Raw genomic sequence first — 19,583 nt, 5'->3', positions numbered from 1 at the left:
TGGCCTGATGCGGACCTGCCTTGCGTGACTACCCGAGCCCAGGCAAGGTTGACGCCGTGACAGAGACGACAGCACAGACCAGCCCCACCCGCAGCACCACCCGCGGAAAACGCCCGCGCGACTCCGCGCTCACCAAGGAGGCGATCCTGCGCGCGGCGACCTTCGAGTTCTGCCACAATGGCCTCGGCGGCGCACGCGTCGAAGCCATTGCGCAGCGCGCCAAGGCCAACATGCGCCTGCTGTACGCCTATTTCGGCGACAAGAACGGGCTCTACATCGCAGTCCTCGAGGACGTCTATACCGAGATCCGCGCGGCCGAGCAGCGACTCAAGCTGGATGATCTCGAGCCGATCGCCGCGATGAGCGAGCTGATCGATTTCACCTTCACGTTCTTCGGGCAGCACCAGAACTACATCGCCCTGATCAACACCGAGAACCTTCAGCGCGGTCGCAACATGCGCAAGTCGCGCAAGATTGCCGATCTCACCTTGCCTCTGGTTGCCAGCATCGAAAGCATCCTGCGGCGCGGCGTGGCGGCGGGCCTGTTTCGCGGTGACGTCGATCCCATCCAGCTTTACGTCTCAATTACTGCGATGAGCTATTTCCACGTGTCCAACCGCTACACATTGTCGGCGATGTTCGACAAGGACCTCGGCGATTCGGACTGGCTTGCGCGGCGCCGCGAGCATGCGCAGGACATGATCCTGACCTGGCTGACGGCTCCCGCCGGGGAACGCAAGTACAAGTCCGCCGGATCGAAGACGACCGCGCAGCCCCGCAAGCCGTCGCGCTAGCGGGCGATCCGCACGAAGCAGCATCGTGCGGATCATGCGCTGGCAATGCCCGTCAGCGGGTCGCAACGACGCCGTCGCTGCGTGGATCGCTGGCCCCTTCCATCAGGCCATCCGGATGCCAGACGATCGCGCCGGCATGTCCCATGAACTCCTCGAACGGGCCGGCCACCTGAATGTCGTGGCCGAGCGCGCGTAGCCGTTCGATGATCGCGGGATCGAAGCGGGACTCGATCTTCAAATTGTTGTTTTCCTCGCCCCAGGTGCGGCCGAGCAGCCAGCGCGGCGCCGTGATCGCGGACTGCAGATCCTGACCGTGCATGGCGTAACGGCTGAAGATCGCGGCCTGGGTCTGCGGCTGCCCCTCTCCGCCCATCGTGCCATAGGATATCAGCCGCCCATCGCCGAGTTCGGCCATCGCCGGCTGGATCGTGTGGAACGGCAAGCGTCCCGGATCCAGCCTGTTGGTATCGGAATCGCCAAGGCTGAAGCTGGTCCCGCGATTTTGCCAGGTGACCCCGCTCTCGGGGAGGATGACGCCCGAGCCAAATTCCCAGTACACGCTTTGAATGAAGCTGACGCTGAGCCCATCGCGATCGGTCGCTGCGAGCCACACCGTATCGCCCTGCTTGGACGGATCGGGCCACGGCGCGGCACGGCGGTCGGATACCGTTTCGTGAAGCGCGGCGAGCGACTGCTCGGACAGGAATTCAGCGGCCGCGCGCTTCATGTAGTCGGGATCGGTGACATGGCCGTTGCGAATCCGGAACGCAGCTTTGGTGCATTCGACGAGCCTGTGCAGATGATCGACGCCATCGGCCTCCTCAGCCATGCGCCGGGCATAGAGGGCCAGGATCAACAGCGAAGCCAGCCCCTGCGTCGGCGGCGGCATGTTGTAGACCTTGTGTCCGGACACCTCGACCGAGAGCGGCGTCACCAGCGATGCCTGATGCCGCTCCAGGTCAGCCAGGCGCAGCGGGGTCCCGACCCGTTCGAGGTCGGCCGCCATCGAACGCGCCAGCTCGCCGCGATAGAAATCAGGCAAGCCGGCCTTGGCCAGCCGCCGCAACGTCTCGGCGACACGCGGCTGCCGCAGCCGCTGACCGACCGCGAGCGGGCTGCCTTGCGGCAGATAGACTTCGGCATAACCGGGCACGCCTTCGAGCTCATGCCGCTTCTTGCGGATGTTCTCATGCAGCGTGCTGGTGACGGCAACACCGTCCTCGGCATGGCGGATCGCGGGCTCGAGCAGTCTTGCCAACGGCAACCGGCCGTCATGACGATCGCGGCTGAGTTCATAGGCCTTCTGCCAGCCGTCGACGGTACCGGCGACGGTGAGCGCGGCGAGCGGGCCGCGGCCAGGAATGCTGCTGCAGCCACGCGCGCGATACCAGTCGCGATCGGCCGCCATCGCAGAGCGTCCGCACGCCTGAATCCCGACCGGCATCGAGCGGGCGCGGCCGACGAGCCAGAAGCTGTCGCCGCCAAGGCCGTTCATGTGGGGATAAACTACGGCAATCGTCGCGGCGGAGGCGATCATCGCCTCGATGGCATTGCCACCTTCCGACAACACGGCGAGGCCCGCCTGCGCCGCCAGGTGGTGCGGCGCGGTCACCATGCCGCCATAGCTTCGCTTTGTCTGCAACATCAGCTCGTTTCTCCCATCCCGGTATGTAATAATATTTTTACTTACCGTGTCAAGGAGCCAAAAATCCCCCGCTTGGGGATGCGGGGACTCGTCGCCTAGGTGCGACTCCCCCCACCCCGCCGGGCCGTCATATCACCGCCAAGGCTGGCCGTTGAAGTTCATCCAGCCTGATGCCTGAGGAGCTCAGGCAGCCGCGACCTCGTGCCCGGCCATGACTTCCAGCGCCTTGAGTATTGCCGAATGGTCCCAGGCTTTGCCGCCGAGGGCGGTACAGGTGTTGAACAGCTGCTGGGCCGCAGCTGTGCCTGGCAGCGACAGCCCGAGTGCCCGCGCGCCTTCCAGCGCGAGGTTGAGGTCCTTCTGATGCAGCTCGATGCGGAAGCCGGGATCGAAGTTGCGCTTGATCATGCGATCGCCGTGCACTTCAAGGATCCGGGACGAGGCGAAGCCCCCCATCAGCGCCTGGCGCACCAGCGCGGGATCGGCGCCCGCCTTGGAGGCGAACAGCAAGGCCTCGCTCACCGCCTCGATGGTCAGCGCGACGATGATCTGGTTCGCAACCTTGGTGGTCTGGCCGTCGCCATTGCCGCCGACATGGGTGACGTTCTTGCCCATCGTCTCGAACACGGGCTTCATCGCGTTGAACGCCCGCGCCCGCCCGCCGACCATGATGGTCAGGCTTGCCGCCTTTGCGCCAACCTCGCCGCCGGAAACCGGCGCGTCGAGATAGTCGGCGCCGAGCGCATCGATCTTGCGGGCAAACTCCTTGGTCGCGAGCGGAGAGATCGAACTCATGTCCACCACGATCATGCCCTTGGAGACGCCCTCCGCGACGCCGCCCTCGCCGAACAGCACGGCTTCCACATGCGGCGTATCCGGCACCATGATGATGACGGCGTCGGCTTCCTGCGCCACTTGCTTGCCAGACTCGCAAGCGATGCCGCCGGCCGCAATCAGCTCCGACGGAATGGGTGCGACATCGTGCAGGAACAAGCGATAGCCGGCAGCCAGGAGGTGGCTCGCCATCGGACGCCCCATGGTGCCGAGCCCGATGAATCCTATGTCTTTCATTGTCGTCGCTCCTGTCAGCCGGATGAGAGCGTTTTCCAGCGAAGTGGATACCGGTTCGCGTGAAGAAAACGCGTTAAAGAAAAAGTCCAGAGCTCCGTTCCGATTCAATCGGAACGGAAAATGCTCTAAGTCACGAGAGTCTGCGCGGCGTGCCAGGCGAGGCTCTCGAGCGTGGTCGTCCGCGGCTTGTATTCGCACCCGATCCAGCCGCGATATCCGATGCTGTCGAGATGCTTGAACAGATAGGAATAGTTGATCTCGCCGGTGCCCGGCTCGAAGCGGCCCGGGTTGTCGGCGAGCTGGACATGCGCGATCCGGCCGAGATGCTTCTGCAGGGTCCGCGCCAGATCACCTTCCATGATCTGCATGTGATAGATGTCGTACTGGATGAACAAATTGGGTGAGCCCACATCGGAAATCAGCTGCACCGCCTGTTCCGTCCCGCTCAGGAAGAAGCCGGGAATATCGAGCGTGTTGATCGGTTCGATCAAGAGCTTGATGCCATGCTGCGCGAGCGCGCTGGCGGCAAAGCGCAGATTGGGCACCAGGATTTCGCGCAGCTCCGCCGCGGCCGCTCCGGCAGGAGCGATGCCGACCAGGCAGTTCAGCTGCCGGCACTCCAGCGCCCTGGCGTAGTCGATCGCGCGCACCACGCCGTCGCGAAATTCATCGACCCGATCGCGCAGGATCGCAATGCCCCGCTCGCCGGCAGCCCAATTGCCGGCCGGAAGGTTGTGCAGCACCTGGGTCAGCCCGCAGCGCGACAATTCCTCCCGCAACGCGCCCTTTTCGAACTCGTAGGGAAACAGATACTCGACGGCATTGAAGCCGGCGGCCTTGGCGGCCGCGAACCGATCGAGGAACGGCAGCTCGTTGAACAGCATGGTGAGGTTGGCGGCAAACTGAGGCACGGGTCGGATCTCCGCTTGAGGCAGCGCTGGATGATGTCGTCAGGCCGGCAACAGCGTGCCGGATCGTTGTGCGCTCGGCACGTCATCGAGCGGAAGATCGAGCACCTCCTCGAATTCGACGATGTTGTCGATCTCGGTCCCCATCGCGATGTTGGTGACCCGTTCGAGGATGAATTCCACCACCACCGGCACGCGGTGCTTCGCCATCAGCTCGCGCGCGGTCGCGAACGCGGCCTGTGCGTCGTTCGGATCCGTCACCCGGATCGCCTTGCAGCCCAGCCCCTCGGCGACGGCCACGTGGTCGACGCCGTAGGCGCCGATCTCGGGCGCGTTGATGTTCTCGAACGAGAGCTGGACGTGATAGTCCATATCGAAGCCGCGCTGGGCCTGCCGGATCAGCCCGAGATAAGAGTTGTTCACGACGACGTGGATGTAGGGCAGATTGAACTGCGCCCCGACGGCGAGCTCCTCGATCAGGAACTGGAAGTCGTAGTCACCCGACAGCGCCACGATGTCGCGGTCAGGATCCGCGGCGCGCACACCGAGCGCGGCCGGCAATGTCCAGCCGAGCGGACCGGCCTGCCCGGCGTTGATCCAGTTGCGCGGGCGATAGACGTTGAGGAACTGGGCGCCCGCGATCTGCGACAATCCGATCACGGTGACGTAGCAGGTGTCGCGGCCGAACGCCTTGTTCATTTCCTCATAGACGCGCTGCGGCTTGATCGGGATGTTGTCGAAATGGCTCTTGCGCAGCATCGAGCGCTTGCGGTCGCGACAGGCGGCGGGCCAGGCCTGCCGGTCGCGCAGTCTGCCGGACTTCCGCCACTCCCTGGCGACGCTCACGAACATCTCCAGCGCGGCCTTGGCATCCGACACGATGCCGAGGTCCGGATTGAAAACCCGTCCGATCTGGGTCGGCTCGATGTCGACGTGGACGAATTTGCGCCCCTTGGTGTAGGTCTCGATCGAACCGGTATGCCGGTTGGCCCAGCGGTTGCCGATGCCGAGCACGAAATCGGATTCGAGCATCGTGGCGTTGGCGTAGCGATGGCTGGTCTGCAGGCCGACCATGCCGGCCATCAGCGCATGATCGTCGGGTATAGCGCCCCACGCCATCAGCGTCGGAACCACGGGAACGTTGACCGCTTCGGCGAACGCGACCAGGAGCTCGGATGCATCGGCGTTGATCACGCCGCCACCGGCCACGATCAGCGGCCGCTCCGCGGCGTTGAGCATCTCGAGCGCCTTCTCGATCTGCTTGCGCGTCGCCGTCGGCTTGTAGACCGGCAGCGGCGAATAAGTCTCGTCGTCGAACTCGATCTCGGCCAGTTGAACATCGAGGGGCAGATCGATCAGCACCGGTCCCGGCCGCCCCGAGCGCATGACATGAAAAGCCTGGCTGAACACGCGCGGCACCAGCGCCGGCTCGCGCACCGTGACGGCCCATTTCGTCACCGGCTTTGCAATCGACTCGATGTCGACGGCCTGGAAATCTTCCTTGTAGAGCCGCGCCCGCGGCGCCTGGCCGGTGATGCAGAGGATCGGAATCGAATCCGCGATCGCCGAATAGAGGCCGGTGATCATGTCGGTTCCTGCGGGACCCGACGTGCCGATGCAAACGCCGATGTTGCCCGCGTTCGCCCTGGTATAGCCCTCCGCCATATGCGAGGCGCCTTCGACGTGCCGCGCCAGAACATGCCGGATCGAGCCGTTGCGCTTCAGTGCGGAGTAAAGCGGGTTGATCGCGGCGCCGGGAACGCCAAAAGCGCAAGTGATCCCCTCGCGTTCAAGTATGCGGACTGCCGCATCCACCGCTCGCATCTTCATGTGATGATCCCGCTTCGCTATGAGTTGGCCTGAGCAGGATCATCAGGCCCGCGACCGTCGATCTCAACGCAATCGATGGGATTTTCCACGCTGTGGCAGCGCTCGCGATTTCTTGCATGCCTCCAAGTGATTAGCGCCAACGAAAGCGTGGAAACCCGCACCGGCAGGAACAGCAGCAGGCTTTGCGCCTGCTATGGTTGCGTGCGGCTGCTGCCGCGCAGCTCTGCCGAGAGCTCGGCTGCGATCTGATGCACGATGGCGCCGATCTCTGGCAAGCGATCATCCGTCAGCCGATCCGCCATGCCCGATACCGAGACCGCGGCGAACGGCTCGCTGCAATCGTTGAACACGACCGCGGCCACGCAGCGCAGGCCGAGCCGCGCCTCCTCATCGTCTACCGCATAGCCCTGGCGGCGCACGGTCTCCAATTCCCTGAACAGCTCGCCCGGCCGAATGATCGACTTCTCGGTCAGGCGTGGCATGCCGCGACGACGGATGATCGCATTGATGTCGGCATCGGAATAAGCGGCCAGCACCGCCTTCCCCACGCCTGATGCGATCAATGCCACGCGTCCGCCGACCTTGGTCAGCGAACGCATGATCTCCCGGCTTTCGATCCGGGATACGACGATGATCGAGTCGTCATCGACCACCGCAAGATTTGCGGTTTCCCTGGTCTGGTCGCGCAGCTTGCGCAGATAAGGCAATGCCCGCGCGGAAAAATTGCGCCGGCGCATGAAGGTGGAGCCGACCACGAAGCTCTGCGCGCCGATGTGCCATTTCGACTCCTCGCGGTCGAACTGCACGAACCTGCGATTCTCCAGCGTCGTCAGCAGCCGATGCGCCGTCGACGGCGGCAGGCCGATGCGGATCGCAAGATCGGTCAGCCGATAGCCTTCGTCGTCCTCGGCAAGCGCTTCCATGATTTGCAGCGCGCGATCGACGGATTGAACGCCGCCATCTCGTGCATCCGGATCCGGTTGCGCGCGAACATCGGGATCGGACGGCTTGCGGCGGATCGGCTCTCTTTTCATGACGACCTGACCCTAACCGGTTGTGGTTCAGAACGAAATCGCCCGCCGGGAACGAGCGTCAGAATTGGCATATGGCATGCCAAACAGCATGGAAGTCAAGGCGACAATACTCGCGAATAGGTCAGTATTTTTGCCATTCTTATTGAAGAACGCCTCGATTCTTTTGTTTGACTTCTGGAATAATGTATACCACGATTGGCTCTTAACAACCCAATCGGGAGGACCATGCCATGTATGTCGGGGACATCCTTCGCACCAACCGTGCGCCCGCGGTGACGATCGGCTCGAGCGAAACCGTCAGCATCGCCGCGAACCTGATGTACGCCAGCAATGTCGGCGCGCTTGTGGTCAGGAACGGCTCGCGCAGCGTCGACGCCGCCGTGATCGGAATGTTCAGCGAGCGCGACGTCGTCGCCGTGATCGCCGAGCGCGGTACGGGCGGCCTTGCCGCAAAAGTCGCGCAGTTCATTTCGCCGCGGCCGCTGCTGTCCTGCAACTCGCAAGACGCGCTCACCGATGTCGAGCGTCTGATGGCCCGTCACGACATCCGCCATATCCCCGTCATCGACAACGGCCGGCTCGTCGGCGTCGTGAGCATGCGGGACATCGGCTTTGCCTTGGAGGAAGCCGCCTGCGCGGCCTGACGGACGTTCCGAAGACCATTGCCACGCAACCCGGCTCGAGCCGTTGCGGCTCGTAGCGTTTCCCCACCCTGCTCGCGAGGATTTCATGAAGATCTGCATCTACGGCGCCGGTGCCATCGGCGGCTATCTCGGTGTCGAATTGATGCGCGCAGGCGCCGATGTCAGCCTGGTCGCGCGGGGCGCACACCTCGCCGCGATGCGGCAGAACGGCCTGAAGCTCCTGATCGGCGACGAGGAGCGTGTGGTGCATCCTCGCTGTACCGATAACCCCGCCGAACTCGGCGAGCAGGATTTCGTCATCATCTGCCTCAAGGCGCATTCGATCACCGGCGTCATCGAACCGATGCGGCCCCTGCTGGGTGAGCGGACCCGCATCGTCACCGCCGTCAACGGCATTCCCTATTGGTACTTCTACAAGCACGGCGGCCGGCACGAAGGATCGACGCTCGATAGCATCGATCCCGGCGGACGGCAGTGGAGCGAGCTTGGCGCTGCGCGCGCCATCGGCTGCGTGGTGTACCCGGCGACCGAGATCGAGGCGCCTGGCGTGATCCGTCACGTCTATGGCAACAACTTTCCGCTCGGCGAGCCTTCCGGCGAGGTCACACCCGACGTCGAGAAGCTTTCCGCCCTGTTCACGGCGGCGGGCATGAAGGCGCCGGTGCTCGACCGCATCCGCGACGAGATCTGGCTCAAGCTGTGGGGCAATGTCTGCTTCAACCCGATCAGCGCCCTCACCCACGCGACGCTCGACGTGATCTGCAGCAATCCCGGCACGCGCGCACTGTCCCGGGCGATCATGCTGGAAGCCCAGGCGATCGCGGAAAGCCTCGGCGTCAAGTTCCGGGTCGATGTCGAGCGCCGCATCGAGGGCGCACGCAAGGTCGGCGCGCACAAGACCTCAATGCTGCAGGATCTCGAGCGTGGGCGTCCGGTCGAGATCGATCCCCTGATCACCGTGGTGCAGGAGATGGGCCGGATGACCGGGATTGCGACGCCCGCTCTCGACGCGGTGCTGGCGCTGGTGGCGCAGCGTACCAGGCTGGCCGGCCTCTATGACGGGGCCGCCGGCGTCGCCGAAGCACAATCACTTGCGGTCGCGTGATCCCGATGGCCGACGTGACACGCTGGGTTCGCTTCCGCCACCATGCCGAAATCGGCTTCGGGCAACTCACCCCGTCCGGCATCTCCGTGCATGCAGGAGAGATGTTCGGCGACACACGACCGACCGGACAAACGCTGCAGCTCACCGATGTCGAGTTGCTCGCACCGACCGAGCCGAGCAAGATCATCGCGCTCTGGAACAATTTCCACGCGCTGGCGGCCAAGCTGCAATCACCTGAGCCGGCCGAACCGTTGTATTTGCTGAAGGCTGCGACCAGCGTGACCGAGCCTGGTGCAGTGATCACGCGTCCGGTCGGCTACGACGGCAAGACCACCTACGAAGGCGAGCTCGGCATCGTCATCGGCAAAAGCTGCACGGCGGTTGCCCCCGAACAGGCCGACGCCTTCATCTTCGGTTACACCTGCACCAACGACGTCACCGCAGCGGACATCCTCAATCGCGATCCGACCTTCCCGCAATGGGCGCGGGCCAAGGGCTTCGACGGATATGGCCCGTTCGGTCCCGTCATCGCCTCAGGCCTCGACCCCGCGCGCCTCGTGGTTCGCACCATCCTCAACGGTGTCGAGCGCCAGAACTACCCGATCGCGGACATGATCTTCAGCGCGCAGGCGCTGGTCAGCAAGATATCACACGACATGACGCTGTTGCCGGGCGACCTGATCTGCTGCGGGACTTCGATTGGCGTCGGCGTGATGAAGGAGCCGGTCAATACGGTCACCGTCGCGATCGACGGCATTGGCGAATTGACCAACGAATTTCGTCAGTAGGCGGCGGCACGACGACCGCCTGACGCCGGACCAAACGACCAACACCTGCTTTGGGAGCGCACATGATCTCCAGCACGAAACTGGTATCGTCGCCCGGCGGCTTCCGCTGGCTTCAGCTCGCGATCGGCATCGTCTGCATGGCGATGATCGCCAACTTGCAATACGGGTGGACGCTGTTCGTTGATCCGATCGACGCGCAATATCACTGGGGCCGTCCAGCCATCCAGCTCGCCTTCACGATCTTCGTGATGACGGAGACGTGGCTGGTGCCGGTGGAGGCCTGGTTCGTGGACAAATACGGCCCCCGCATCGTCATCATGTTCGGCGGGCTGATGATCGGACTGGCCTGGGTGCTGAACTCATTCGCCGCGTCTCTCGTCATGCTCTACGCCGCGGCAATTGTCGCGGGCATCGGCGCCGGCGCGGTCTACGGCACCTGCGTCGGCAATGCGCTGAAATGGTTTCCGGACCGGCGCGGCCTCGCCGCAGGCGCGACCGCCGCAGGCTTTGGCGCGGGCGCTGCCCTCACCGTCGTGCCGATTGCCAACATGATTGCCGCGAGCGGCTATCAGACCACCTTCCTGACGTTCGGAATCGGACAGGGCCTCACGGTTCTCCTGCTGGCCTGGTTCGTCCACCCGCCGCATGGCGTCGAGGCACCCAGGAAGAAGCGGCTCAATCTGCCGCAGAGCGCGATCGACTACACGCCGCCCCAGGTGCTGCGTACCCCGATCTTCTGGGTGATGTACCTGGTGTTCGTCATGGTGGCTTCCGGCGGGTTGATGACCGCCGCGCAGATCGGGCCGATCGCCCATGACTTCAAGATCGCGGACACGCCGGTGACGCTCGTGGGCTTCCAGATGGCGGCACTGACGTTTGCCATCTCGCTCGATCGTGTCTTCGACGGTTTCGGCCGCCCGTTCTTTGGCTGGGTCTCCGACACGATCGGCCGCGAGCACACGATGTTCATTGCGTTCGCGACAGCGGCACTGATGCTGCTGACGCTGTCCGTCTACGGCCACATTCCGGTGGTCTTCGTGCTCGCCACGGCGATCTATTTCGGCGTGTTCGGCGAAATCTACAGCCTGTTCCCGGCGACGTCGGGCGACACCTTCGGCGCCAAATACGCAACCACCAACAACGGCATGCTCTACACCGCGAAGGGCACCGCGGCGCTGCTCGTCCCGCTCGCGAGCATCATCTCCTCGCAGTTCGGCTGGCAGGCCGTGTTCATCGTCGCGGTGGCGCTCAATGCCACCGCGGCCCTCACCGCCTTGCTGGTGATCAAGCCGATGCGGCGTGCGTTCATTCTGGGCAGTGAAGGGAGGGCTTGCGGCTCAATCGCGCGCGCACAGCCGGTCCTCGGCGAAAATCATCTACTGGAGACACCGGCGTCTTACGACAGTCTCAAGAAGACGCCATAATGCGAGACCTATTGGCCGGAGCGTAGCGATTGAGCGACACATGGACGGACTTGCGCGCTCGGACTGCGCTCCGGAAGATCTTCGATGCGGCCATCGCCAGCGCCGATCCAAGGATGACCATCGCACGCGACCTGCCGGCAAAGCCGAAGGGCAGATGCATTGTCATCGGCGCCGGCAAGGCTTCGGCCGCGATGGCCGCCGGCCTCGAGGCGGCATGGCCTGACGTCGACCTTTCCGGTGTCGTGGTGACGCGCCACGGCCATTCGGTTCCCGCGGGCCGCATCGACGTGCTCGAGGCATCTCACCCCGTTCCGGATGACTCGAGCAAGGCCGCCGCCCTTCGCATGCTGCGCGCCGTCGAGGGACTTTCAGCAGACGATCTCGTCATCGCCCTGATGTCCGGCGGCGGCTCGGCCCTGATGACCCTTCCCGCATCCCCGATGACGCTTGCCGACAAGCAGGCGGTCAACCGTGCACTGCTTGCGAGCGGCGCGACGATCGCCGAGATGAACGTCGTCCGCAAACATTTGTCCGCGATCAAGGGCGGACGGCTGGCCCTCGCCGCCCGTCCCGCCCACGTCACCACGCTGGTGATTTCCGACATTCCCGGCGACGACCCGGCGGCGATCGCCTCCGGTCCCACGCTCCCGGACCCCAGCACAAAGGCCGATGCGCAAGAGATCATCCGGCGCTTTGCAATCGAGCTGCCAGAAGCAGCGCAGCTTGTCCTCGCGCAAGCCGACGAGACGCCGAAACCCGGCGAGATCGATGCCGATGTCCGCATCCTCGCCGCGCCGTCCCTCGCACTGGACGCTGCAGCCCGCGCGGCCCAGGATGAAGGTCTCAATCCGATCATCCTTGGCGATGCGATCGAAGGCGAGGCTCGCGAACTCGGAACCGTGATGGCGGGAATCGCCCGGTCGGTCGCGCAGCACGCGCAGCCCGGCCCTGCGCCTGCCGTGCTGCTGTCCGGCGGTGAGACGACGGTCACGATCGGACGCGGGCCGGCGGGCCGCGGCGGCCGCAACACCGAATTCCTGCTCGGGCTTGCCGTCGCCCTGTCCGGTGCGTCCGACATCTGGGCGATTGCCGGCGACAGCGATGGAATTGATGGAACGGAAGATGCTGCCGGCGCTTTGATCGGTCCGGATACGCTGCGGCGCGCCGCCGCGGATCGCCTCGACGCACGGGCCTATTTGGCAGCCCATGACAGCTACACCTTCTTCGACCGCCTTGGAGACCTCGTGCGCACCGGGCCAACGCTTACCAATGTCAACGATGTCAGAGCCGTGCTGATCGCGGCCGGCAAGCCAGCAATGAGGTGACCCATGCGTCGTCATCGACGGGCCAAGATCGTCGCAACCGTCGGCCCAGCGAGCAGTTCCCCCGAGATGCTCAAGGCGCTGCTGCTGGCAGGCGTCGATACGTTCCGTCTGAACTTCAGCCACGGAACCCAGAGCGACCACGCGACCGTCCACGCCGCGATCCGGAAGCTGGAACAGGAAGTCGGCCGGCCGATCGGCATCCTGATGGACCTCCAGGGTCCGAAGATCCGCGTCGGCACCCTGCGCGATGGAAAGATTGCTGTGGCGGCCGGAGAGACCATCCGGTTCGTGCTGTCCGGATCGGATGGCGACCGATCCGCAATTCCGCTTCCGCATCGGGAAATCTTTGCGGCGGTGGCCCCTGGCCACGACCTTCTGATCGACGACGGCCGGGTCCGCGTTCGCGTCGCCGGGCTCAGTGACGATTTCATCGAAGCCAAGGTGATCGTCGGTGGCACGATCTCGAACCACAAGGGCGTCAATCTGCCGGGCACGGTGCTCGATCTTTCGCCGCTCACCACCAAGGACCGCCTCGATCTGGCGTTCGGGCTGAAGCTCGGCGTGGATTGGGTCGCCTTGTCGTTCGTGCAAAAACCCTCCGACATCATCGAGGCGAGAGGCCTCGTCGGCGACCGCGCCGGCCTGATGGCCAAGATCGAGAAGCCGGCGGCGCTCGAGCGGATCGACGACATCATCCAGCTGTGCGACGCCATCATGGTTGCGCGCGGAGATCTCGGCGTCGAAATTCCGGACGAGGACGTACCGGGGCGTCAGAAGGAGCTGGTGCGGGCTTGCCGTCTCGCGGTGAAGCCCGTGATCGTCGCCACGCAAATGCTGGACTCCATGGTCGCCGCGCCCACGCCGACGCGCGCGGAAGTCTCCGACGTTGCGACCGCGATCTACGATGGCGCGGACGCCGTGATGCTGTCGGCGGAATCCGCGACGGGCCGCTATCCGCGCGAGGCCGTCGAGATGATGGATCGCATCATCCGCAGCACCGAACAGCACAAGATGTACCGCTCGATCGTCGAGGCGACCCAGCCCGGCGAGGAGCAGACACCGCCGCATGCCGTCGCCACGGCCGCTGCCGACCTCGCCTCCGTGGTTCACGCCGCGGCCATCGTGGCCTACACGTCGAGCGGCACCACCGCCGCGCGCGTCGCGCGCAAGCGGCCGAGCCTCCCGATCCTCGCCATCACCCCAAGCCGAGAAGTGTCCCGCCGCCTGTGCCTGCTTTGGGGGGCCCACAGCGTCCTTTCCGACGATGTCGGGAGCTATGAGGAGATGGTCGAGCGCGCGACGGCGCTCGCGCGCGCCGAGCAGTTTGCGTCAAGCCGCGACCTGCTGGTCGTCGTCGCCGGCATTCCCTTCGGGCAGGCGGGAAGCACCAACAATCTGCGAGTCGTATCGCTCCCCTGACAGGGCGGCGCCCGAGGCTCAGGGCATGGCGCCAAACCAGATCACGAGCGCGAACATCACCAACAAGGCGACGGTGATGATCGCTTCGCTCGTGGGTATTCGCTTCAAGGGCCGCCTCCGCGCGCGGGAGCGGGATGCTGCGACGGGGCGGTGGTTCAGATCAGCACAACACCGCCCGCTTAAAATGCATGCGGACGGCGTCGGCTCTAGCCCCAGGAAGGAAATGCAAAATCCCGGTAGCATTAGGTCTACACACCGGGCCAGAAAGTTCACGTGACGATCGGCATACTCCAAAGGATGTAGGATCGCCGACCGCAAACGACGCCATTGATACCCATCCTCGGCGCCCTCGGGCCCCGCGACGATCTCACACCGCCGTTAGCGCCACGACCCGTCCGGCCCAAGCGGCAAAGTCGGATGGTCGCGGTTGTTCTCGTCAGGCTTGACCTTAAACCCCTGTCGAAACGCGAACCAGATAAAGCCGCCCAGTGCGAGCACACAGATCGGCGCGAGAATCCAGTCGGGCATGTCGTGGTCCTCCAGTCTACCGATCGTTTGTCGCCCCTATCTTCGGCCGAGTTCAATACGGATGCCGCGCGCCGTTGCAGCGCGCCCCGCCAGGCGCTCGGCGTGGTCTGGCCGGCATCGCGCAGCGCGAACCAAAGCGCGGATTTTGACTGAGGGAGCAGCAGCACCTTTGCCCGAATGGTGTCGAGACCGTGCCGCAAGTGATTGAAAATACTGGAGCGGGTGAAGGGAATCGAACCCTCGTATTCAGCTTGGAAGGCTGCGCGGACATCATAATGGCACTTCATGCCGCCTCATGCGGAAGCCGTGTAAGTTATTGAACCACCACCGAAAGTTCCCCGATATCGTGAAAAACGCTCACGCATCAATAGCGCGTTGTGTGACTATGCGCATAACTGTGTTTCACCGAGCATAATCAACTCATCATCAACACGTGCGATGCGCGACAACTGGACGAGATATGGAAACGAAGAAAGCTACTAGCTCATCGTGGAAGCATTTGCCTTTGCCGGATGAACGCGAACCTTTGGGATTTGATGCATTCTTCACGGATGCGGATGCCGAGCATTTAATGTTTGGCCTGATACCGCAAGAGATGGAAGACAAATGGTTCGTATATTTCGAAAATGGATGGCTACGATTTCATCGAAGCTGGACAGGCTATTGCATATACGCGCTGCGCCTAGATGGCTCCCCATCCGGGGTGCGAGTGCTGGAGTCGTGGGCGAATAGAAACCCTCAACAATACACCGGGACCGATGCTGCGGAAGATCGCGCCACTGTGCGCAGCCTGATAGACTTTCTGCTTCGCTCTCACGAGTCGCACCCTGATTCTCGCTGAGCCAAACATAAGCCGCCCACTGAGGCGGCTTTTATTTATCCACAGGCCGTTTTGTGTATTTTCGGCAATCCCGAATGATTCGGGGCACCCTGCGCGACAGCTAAACTAGCTGCTTACGTAGCATCACGCTGCATAACTCGCTGTAATCATTGAAATGATTTTGGAGCGGGTGAAGGGAATCGAACCCTCGTATTCAGCTTGGAAGGCTGCTGCTCTACCATTGAGCTACACCCGCATCGGACGATCCCCTAACACGGCCCGGCGGCCGTCTCAACTGCCTCGGCGGGCGTGCTTGTGCGCCGGTCCACGGCAATATGCCCGCGCATTGGGCCCGGTTCCTGGCGCGGATCGGACGGACCGCGGCCTTAACAGCGGCAGATTCGCCACCTATATTGCTGGTCCCATCAACAAAGAAAGGAGGTGATCTAGTGTCTTGTCTCAAGCGCTGTCACCTCGCTGGGATCGCCCGCTAGGCGCTGAGCAATCAGCCTGGCATCGGGGCGCTCTCAGCCCTGGACCAGCGAGACATCAAAACCGGGGGCGCGGCGGAAGCAACTCCGCCGCGCCTTTTTTGCTGTTCGGGCGGCGCGATTCGCCGCCGCCACGACCCGCGGGATACCTTGTCGCAGCATAAAATCGGTCTGATCCGCTACACATGAAATGTCGGCGTGGGCGGGCGCGAGACGTCCTAGGCATGATCCGGAAAGGTGCGAAGCGGTTTTCCGGAAAGATCATGCTCGAACATCGTCGCGCGTCAGCGCCTGCCGCATCAGAAATGAGGAGTTCACTAGATGCTTTATGCCATCCTAGCCTATCACGTCGAAGCCGAGGTCAAGTCGTGGAATGCCGATGAGGACGCAGCCGTGATGGCGGGTCTGCGCGAGGTCCATCAACGGCTGAAGGGCCGGCTCGGGCCGGCTGCCCGGCTCGGCGAGACCCGCAAGGCCAGCACCCTGCGCGGGCCGGGCCACGGCGTCGTGATCGACGGCCCGTTCGCGGAAACCAAGGAGCAACTGCTCGGCTTCTACGTGATCAACTGCGCCGATGAAGCGGAGGCGATCGCCGCGGCGCGCGACCTGCGCAGCGTCAATCCGTCGGCCGTCTACGAGATTCGCGCGCTGAAGCTCTTTATCCCCGGCACGGCATTTCCGGAGACCGCAGGCCCGATCGACGCCTAGCAATCTGTTCAGCGGCTGGAGCGCTTCGGCAATTTCGGCAGCTTGCCCGGATCGAACTTCGGCATCGGCAGATCCGGCGGCGGCTCGGGCGTCACGTCCTGGCTCGGAATCAGCGTCACCTCGAAGGCGAGATCGGGCACGGCGTCGGCCCCGCCGGTGGCGGTCGCGATCGTGCCGCTCGCTAGTCCTTCGAGCCGCACCACGAGATCGTCGGTGCCGAACACTGTCTGATGACCTTCGGAGTGCCGCGTAGCGGTGAGGACGACCGAGAAGCGCTCGCCGTCGACCTCATAGGTGCCGTCGTAGCGCATGATGGCATCGCTGCCCCACAGCCTGCCGTCGGCGACGTGCACGGTGCCGGTGCCATCAGCGAGCGACGTGCGAAACCACGCCGCATAGGTGCCGTTCTTGAGCATGGAGCCTGTCTCCACCTGCTCCGTTTCACCGCAAACGATCTGGGCACCGTTGCGTTAACAGGGGATGAAGGAACCGCTCCCCGCGCTCATTGGCCGTCGATCTGCCGCCCCATGATGGCGATCGCCTTCTGATAGACCCCTGCCGCGTTCCATGCCTCGATCGCAGCAAAGTTGGGTTCCCCGGGCTGATAGCCGGCGCCGGCGCGCCAGCCATTGGCGCGCAGGAAGTTCGCCGTCGAGGCCAGCGCATTGGCGGCGACGTCGAGATTGCCGACACCATAGGCGAGGACGTTCTTCGGCATGAACTGGGTCTGGCCGATCTCACCATGCATCGAGCCGCGCGTGCTGCCGGACAGGCTGCCGCGATCGATCAGCTTCAGCGCGGCATAGAGCTGCTCGGTGAAGAACTCCGGACGCCGGCAGTCATAGGCCAGCGTTGCGATCGACGACAGCATGTTCTGGTTGCCGCGCTGGCTGCCGAAGCCGCTCTCCATGCCCCAGATCGCGATCAGCGGTCCCGGCGGCACGCCGTAGCGCTGCTGGATCGAAGCGAACATCGCCGCCTGCGACTGCTTCAGCGAACGGCCGCGCGCCACGATGGTCGCCGATCCCCGCTTGGCCATGAACTGCTCGAGCGACAGGCCGAAGCTGCGCTGGCCGCGATCCGCGGCAATCGTCGCGCTGGCATAATGCACCTGCATCAGCGCGTCGATCGCGGTGGCGCCGACGCCCTTGGCCCGCGCCTCGCCGGCAAACTGCTCCTTCCAGGCTTCGAACCCGCCGGGCCCGTTGCCGCACTGCGCCGCGTTCGCCTCCGTGCCCAGCGTTGCAACCATCACGACGATGGCGAGTGCCGACGTCGCGATCTGCCAGCCCCTGATCATCCGAAACCTCCTCCGATAAATGTGCCGCCGCCCCCGCGGGCGCGGCGCTGACGATGGCCGGATTTACATGACCCGGCGATGAACGATCCGCCTCAGATTCGGCCGCAGATCGTCACGATATGTCGGCTGTGGCGGGTTGACCATCCCGGCCGGTAGCCCGGATGAGTCCATATTCACAGCCGTCGTCCTGGCGAAAGCCAGGACCCATAACCACCGAATTCGGTGATGAACGGGATCGCGGCCCCAGCGTCGCGCATCAATTAAGATTTGGGGTTATGGGTCCTGGCTCCCGTGCGCAATTGCGCACTAGGCTAGGACGACACTGGGGATGGTTCTCGATCCAGGATGCCGCACAACGCAGTGTCATCACCCGCGAAAGCGGGTGATCCAGTATTCCAGAGACGCCAGTGCTTGAGCCGAGAGGCCGCGGCGTACTGGATCGCCCGGTCAAGCCGGGCGATGACAGATGAGAATGGGACACACCTTCGTATTCTCGCGGCATGACCTGTCCGAGCTTTGCTCTTCGTTCCGCTCTCTCGAACAGGACGCGAGAAAAGCCGCGTGTCGATCGCGACCGCCCGCTCAAAAACGCGCTACGGCACCTCGCCTCGCCGCCTCGGGCCGACGGTCTGCGGGCGGTTGAGGAAGAACTCGCGGTTGCCGAGTGCGGCCTCCGCATACTGGTCGATCGCGACGATGATCGCCTGCACGTGGTGAAAGCACCAGCCTTCCCGCGTTGCCATGTGCCGAACCTCGGCCAGCGCCTTGATCCAGGGCGCATGATCATCGCTGTCGTGGAAATACCGAAGCGGCTCTCTCATCTTTCCTCCGGCAAATCACATCTTCCAGCTCGGCGCGCTTGCGCGACAGCAAAAGCTGCACAGACGCACTGTCGCGCCCGGCACGCCTGAGCCGGTTCACGGATGAATCGAGTGCGCGCAACTCGGCGCGCAGCCGCTGCGTCCTGACGGCGTCATCAGGCACGCGCTTCGCCGGCGACGAGTTCTTTCTTCGCCGCGCGAAGAAAGACGGGTGTCGCCGCCCGGCGGCGCGGAGCAACGCTCGCATGCACGATGATCGGGTCGCGGTCGCCCAGCACGGCCCGCTCTTCGACCAGACGGCTCATCACCAGCCGCATCTTCAGGAGGTCCCCGGCAACGAAGGCGCAGTCCTCGTCCCGGTTGATCTGCTGTCGCATGATGGCCTCGGCCTCGAGCATGCTGACGCGCAGCGCCCTGATCTGCCTGCGAATTTCGCTGATTCGGTTGTCCATGGCGGCCTCCTATTCACGGTGTGAGGCAATTAGAACAAAACAAGAACATAGAGTCAAGTGATGACAAGCAACTGAGCCGTCGTCGCGGATGGTGTCATCGAAACGCGATCGGGCCAGTTCCTTCCGCCGGAACCGCTGACATCATCATGGTCACGAGTTCAACGTGACGATGTTCGATGCAGCGAGATCCGCCGCCGACGAACGCGCATGGCCGAGGATCACGCGAACGCACGCAAAGCACCGAGACGCAGCGAAGGCGCGACAGACCGTTACAGCTGACGGTCTCTGTCATTTTTGCCGCCTTCTCCTCACCGGATATGCGCGTCGTCAAAGCTCCGAGTGCAGGCTGCTGACGCGAACAAACAGCCGACATATGGCTGTGGAACAATGCACCGTTAAAACTCCCTTGTCTACCCAAGTAGACAAGTTAGAATAGGACCAGATTCTGTTTCGATCATTGCGCAGTACATGACCAA

19 protein-coding genes and 1 tRNA gene are annotated in these 19,583 nt (G+C 63.8%); 9 read left to right on the top strand and 11 right to left on the bottom strand.

Features of this window, described 5'->3' with window-relative positions; translation table 11 throughout:
• The first annotated feature begins 56 nt into the window (after positions 1 to 56).
• Positions 57 to 794, top strand: a complete 738-nt coding sequence (locus AC628_RS32380) for a TetR/AcrR family transcriptional regulator (protein ID WP_074130816.1) — start codon at positions 57 to 59, stop codon at positions 792 to 794.
• 52 nt (positions 795 to 846) lie between these two features.
• Here the strand turns inward: AC628_RS32380 and AC628_RS32375 are convergent, their stop codons facing one another.
• The 5 genes from AC628_RS32375 to AC628_RS32355 all read right to left on the bottom strand — a co-directional run bounded on the left by AC628_RS32375 (position 847) and on the right by AC628_RS32355 (position 7,282).
• The gene (locus AC628_RS32375; protein WP_074130815.1) at positions 847 to 2,439 is read right to left on the bottom strand and encodes a gamma-glutamyltransferase family protein; all 1,593 of its coding nucleotides are present in this window, start codon (positions 2,437 to 2,439) and stop codon (positions 847 to 849) included.
• Between the two features lie 183 nt (positions 2,440 to 2,622).
• The gene (locus tag AC628_RS32370; protein WP_074130814.1) at positions 2,623 to 3,510 is read right to left on the bottom strand and encodes a 2-hydroxy-3-oxopropionate reductase; all 888 of its coding nucleotides are present in this window, start codon (positions 3,508 to 3,510) and stop codon (positions 2,623 to 2,625) included.
• Positions 3,511 to 3,635: 125 nt separating this feature from the next.
• Positions 3,636 to 4,421: a hydroxypyruvate isomerase gene (hyi, locus tag AC628_RS32365; protein WP_074130813.1), complete on the bottom strand. Its 786-nt coding sequence runs from the start codon at positions 4,419 to 4,421 to the stop codon at positions 3,636 to 3,638.
• Positions 4,422 to 4,460: 39 nt separating this feature from the next.
• Positions 4,461 to 6,248 (bottom strand): glyoxylate carboligase, encoded by a 1,788-nt coding sequence (gene gcl / locus AC628_RS32360; protein WP_074130812.1) that lies wholly within the window; start codon positions 6,246 to 6,248, stop codon positions 4,461 to 4,463.
• A 191-nt stretch (positions 6,249 to 6,439) separates the two neighbouring features.
• The gene (locus AC628_RS32355) at positions 6,440 to 7,282 is read right to left on the bottom strand and encodes an IclR family transcriptional regulator (protein ID WP_074130811.1); all 843 of its coding nucleotides are present in this window, start codon (positions 7,280 to 7,282) and stop codon (positions 6,440 to 6,442) included.
• A gap of 230 nt (positions 7,283 to 7,512) precedes the next feature.
• Here AC628_RS32355 and AC628_RS32350 point away from each other — a divergent pair, with 230 nt between their 5' ends.
• The 6 genes from AC628_RS32350 to pyk all read left to right on the top strand — a co-directional run bounded on the left by AC628_RS32350 (position 7,513) and on the right by pyk (position 13,987).
• Positions 7,513 to 7,926 carry a CBS domain-containing protein gene (locus AC628_RS32350; RefSeq protein ID WP_074130810.1) on the top strand — a complete coding sequence of 138 codons (414 nt, stop codon included), beginning with the start codon at positions 7,513 to 7,515 and terminating at the stop codon, positions 7,924 to 7,926.
• A gap of 85 nt (positions 7,927 to 8,011) precedes the next feature.
• On the top strand, positions 8,012 to 9,031 hold the full coding sequence (locus tag AC628_RS32345) for a 2-dehydropantoate 2-reductase (protein WP_074130809.1): 1,020 nt from the start codon (positions 8,012 to 8,014) through the stop codon (positions 9,029 to 9,031).
• A gap of 5 nt (positions 9,032 to 9,036) precedes the next feature.
• Complete coding sequence (locus tag AC628_RS32340; protein WP_074130808.1) at positions 9,037 to 9,819, top strand: fumarylacetoacetate hydrolase family protein; 783 nt, start codon at positions 9,037 to 9,039, stop codon at positions 9,817 to 9,819.
• Positions 9,820 to 9,881: 62 nt separating this feature from the next.
• Positions 9,882 to 11,243 carry an oxalate/formate MFS antiporter gene (gene oxlT / locus AC628_RS32335; RefSeq protein ID WP_074130807.1) on the top strand — a complete coding sequence of 454 codons (1,362 nt, stop codon included), beginning with the start codon at positions 9,882 to 9,884 and terminating at the stop codon, positions 11,241 to 11,243.
• Positions 11,244 to 11,272: 29 nt separating this feature from the next.
• The gene (locus AC628_RS32330; RefSeq protein WP_074130806.1) at positions 11,273 to 12,568 is read left to right on the top strand and encodes a glycerate kinase type-2 family protein; all 1,296 of its coding nucleotides are present in this window, start codon (positions 11,273 to 11,275) and stop codon (positions 12,566 to 12,568) included.
• 3 nt (positions 12,569 to 12,571) lie between these two features.
• On the top strand, positions 12,572 to 13,987 hold the full coding sequence (pyk, locus tag AC628_RS32325) for a pyruvate kinase (RefSeq protein ID WP_074130805.1): 1,416 nt from the start codon (positions 12,572 to 12,574) through the stop codon (positions 13,985 to 13,987).
• A gap of 378 nt (positions 13,988 to 14,365) precedes the next feature.
• On the opposite strand, the gene AC628_RS44410 is transcribed toward pyk, so the two are convergent.
• Positions 14,366 to 14,515: a hypothetical protein gene (locus tag AC628_RS44410; RefSeq protein WP_168193498.1), complete on the bottom strand. Its 150-nt coding sequence runs from the start codon at positions 14,513 to 14,515 to the stop codon at positions 14,366 to 14,368.
• Between the two features lie 460 nt (positions 14,516 to 14,975).
• Here AC628_RS44410 and AC628_RS32315 point away from each other — a divergent pair, with 460 nt between their 5' ends.
• Entirely contained in the window at positions 14,976 to 15,356 is a 381-nt protein-coding gene (locus tag AC628_RS32315; RefSeq protein ID WP_074130803.1) for a hypothetical protein, read from the top strand.
• A gap of 161 nt (positions 15,357 to 15,517) precedes the next feature.
• On the opposite strand, the gene AC628_RS32310 is transcribed toward AC628_RS32315, so the two are convergent.
• Positions 15,518 to 15,591, bottom strand: a tRNA-Gly gene (locus tag AC628_RS32310).
• A 556-nt stretch (positions 15,592 to 16,147) separates the two neighbouring features.
• Between AC628_RS32310 and AC628_RS32305 the strand changes: the two genes are divergently transcribed.
• Positions 16,148 to 16,534: a YciI family protein gene (locus AC628_RS32305; RefSeq protein WP_074130802.1), complete on the top strand. Its 387-nt coding sequence runs from the start codon at positions 16,148 to 16,150 to the stop codon at positions 16,532 to 16,534.
• 8 nt (positions 16,535 to 16,542) lie between these two features.
• Here the strand turns inward: AC628_RS32305 and AC628_RS32300 are convergent, their stop codons facing one another.
• The 4 genes from AC628_RS32300 to AC628_RS32285 all read right to left on the bottom strand — a co-directional run bounded on the left by AC628_RS32300 (position 16,543) and on the right by AC628_RS32285 (position 19,107).
• Complete coding sequence (locus AC628_RS32300; RefSeq protein ID WP_074130801.1) at positions 16,543 to 16,950, bottom strand: hypothetical protein; 408 nt, start codon at positions 16,948 to 16,950, stop codon at positions 16,543 to 16,545.
• Positions 16,951 to 17,036: 86 nt separating this feature from the next.
• Positions 17,037 to 17,786 carry a lytic murein transglycosylase gene (locus AC628_RS32295; RefSeq protein ID WP_502689798.1) on the bottom strand — a complete coding sequence of 250 codons (750 nt, stop codon included), beginning with the start codon at positions 17,784 to 17,786 and terminating at the stop codon, positions 17,037 to 17,039.
• Between the two features lie 641 nt (positions 17,787 to 18,427).
• Positions 18,428 to 18,655 carry a hypothetical protein gene (locus tag AC628_RS32290; RefSeq protein WP_074130799.1) on the bottom strand — a complete coding sequence of 76 codons (228 nt, stop codon included), beginning with the start codon at positions 18,653 to 18,655 and terminating at the stop codon, positions 18,428 to 18,430.
• A gap of 155 nt (positions 18,656 to 18,810) precedes the next feature.
• On the bottom strand, positions 18,811 to 19,107 hold the full coding sequence (locus AC628_RS32285; RefSeq protein ID WP_074130798.1) for a hypothetical protein: 297 nt from the start codon (positions 19,105 to 19,107) through the stop codon (positions 18,811 to 18,813).
• Between the last annotated feature and the right edge of the window lie 476 nt (positions 19,108 to 19,583).

The organism is Bradyrhizobium sp. NAS96.2 (assembly GCF_001908235.1).
Classification (GTDB): domain Bacteria; phylum Pseudomonadota; class Alphaproteobacteria; order Rhizobiales; family Xanthobacteraceae; genus Bradyrhizobium.
This window is presented reverse-complemented; position numbering and strand designations above follow the sequence as displayed.

Bases quoted from the DNA above. Each gene is read 5' to 3' on its own strand.
- AC628_RS32340 (WP_074130808.1), top strand. From the start codon at position 9,037: ATGGCCGACGTGACACGCTGGGTTCGCTTCCGCCACCATGCCGAAATC.
- gcl (WP_074130812.1), bottom strand. From the start codon at position 6,248: ATGAAGATGCGAGCGGTGGATGCGGCAGTCCGCATACTTGAACGCGAG.
- AC628_RS32285 (WP_074130798.1), bottom strand. From the start codon at position 19,107: ATGGACAACCGAATCAGCGAAATTCGCAGGCAGATCAGGGCGCTGCGC.
- AC628_RS32295 (WP_502689798.1), bottom strand. From the start codon at position 17,786: ATGGTTGCAACGCTGGGCACGGAGGCGAACGCGGCGCAGTGCGGCAAC.
- AC628_RS32355 (WP_074130811.1), bottom strand. From the start codon at position 7,282: ATGAAAAGAGAGCCGATCCGCCGCAAGCCGTCCGATCCCGATGTTCGC.
- pyk (WP_074130805.1), top strand. From the start codon at position 12,572: ATGCGTCGTCATCGACGGGCCAAGATCGTCGCAACCGTCGGCCCAGCG.
- AC628_RS32370 (WP_074130814.1), bottom strand. From the start codon at position 3,510: ATGAAAGACATAGGATTCATCGGGCTCGGCACCATGGGGCGTCCGATG.
- AC628_RS32305 (WP_074130802.1), top strand. From the start codon at position 16,148: ATGCTTTATGCCATCCTAGCCTATCACGTCGAAGCCGAGGTCAAGTCG.
- AC628_RS32345 (WP_074130809.1), top strand. From the start codon at position 8,012: ATGAAGATCTGCATCTACGGCGCCGGTGCCATCGGCGGCTATCTCGGT.
- AC628_RS32350 (WP_074130810.1), top strand. From the start codon at position 7,513: ATGTATGTCGGGGACATCCTTCGCACCAACCGTGCGCCCGCGGTGACG.
- oxlT (WP_074130807.1), top strand. From the start codon at position 9,882: ATGATCTCCAGCACGAAACTGGTATCGTCGCCCGGCGGCTTCCGCTGG.
- AC628_RS32315 (WP_074130803.1), top strand. From the start codon at position 14,976: ATGGAAACGAAGAAAGCTACTAGCTCATCGTGGAAGCATTTGCCTTTG.
- AC628_RS32300 (WP_074130801.1), bottom strand. From the start codon at position 16,950: ATGCTCAAGAACGGCACCTATGCGGCGTGGTTTCGCACGTCGCTCGCT.
- AC628_RS32290 (WP_074130799.1), bottom strand. From the start codon at position 18,655: ATGAGAGAGCCGCTTCGGTATTTCCACGACAGCGATGATCATGCGCCC.
- AC628_RS32375 (WP_074130815.1), bottom strand. From the start codon at position 2,439: ATGTTGCAGACAAAGCGAAGCTATGGCGGCATGGTGACCGCGCCGCAC.
- AC628_RS44410 (WP_168193498.1), bottom strand. From the start codon at position 14,515: ATGCCCGACTGGATTCTCGCGCCGATCTGTGTGCTCGCACTGGGCGGC.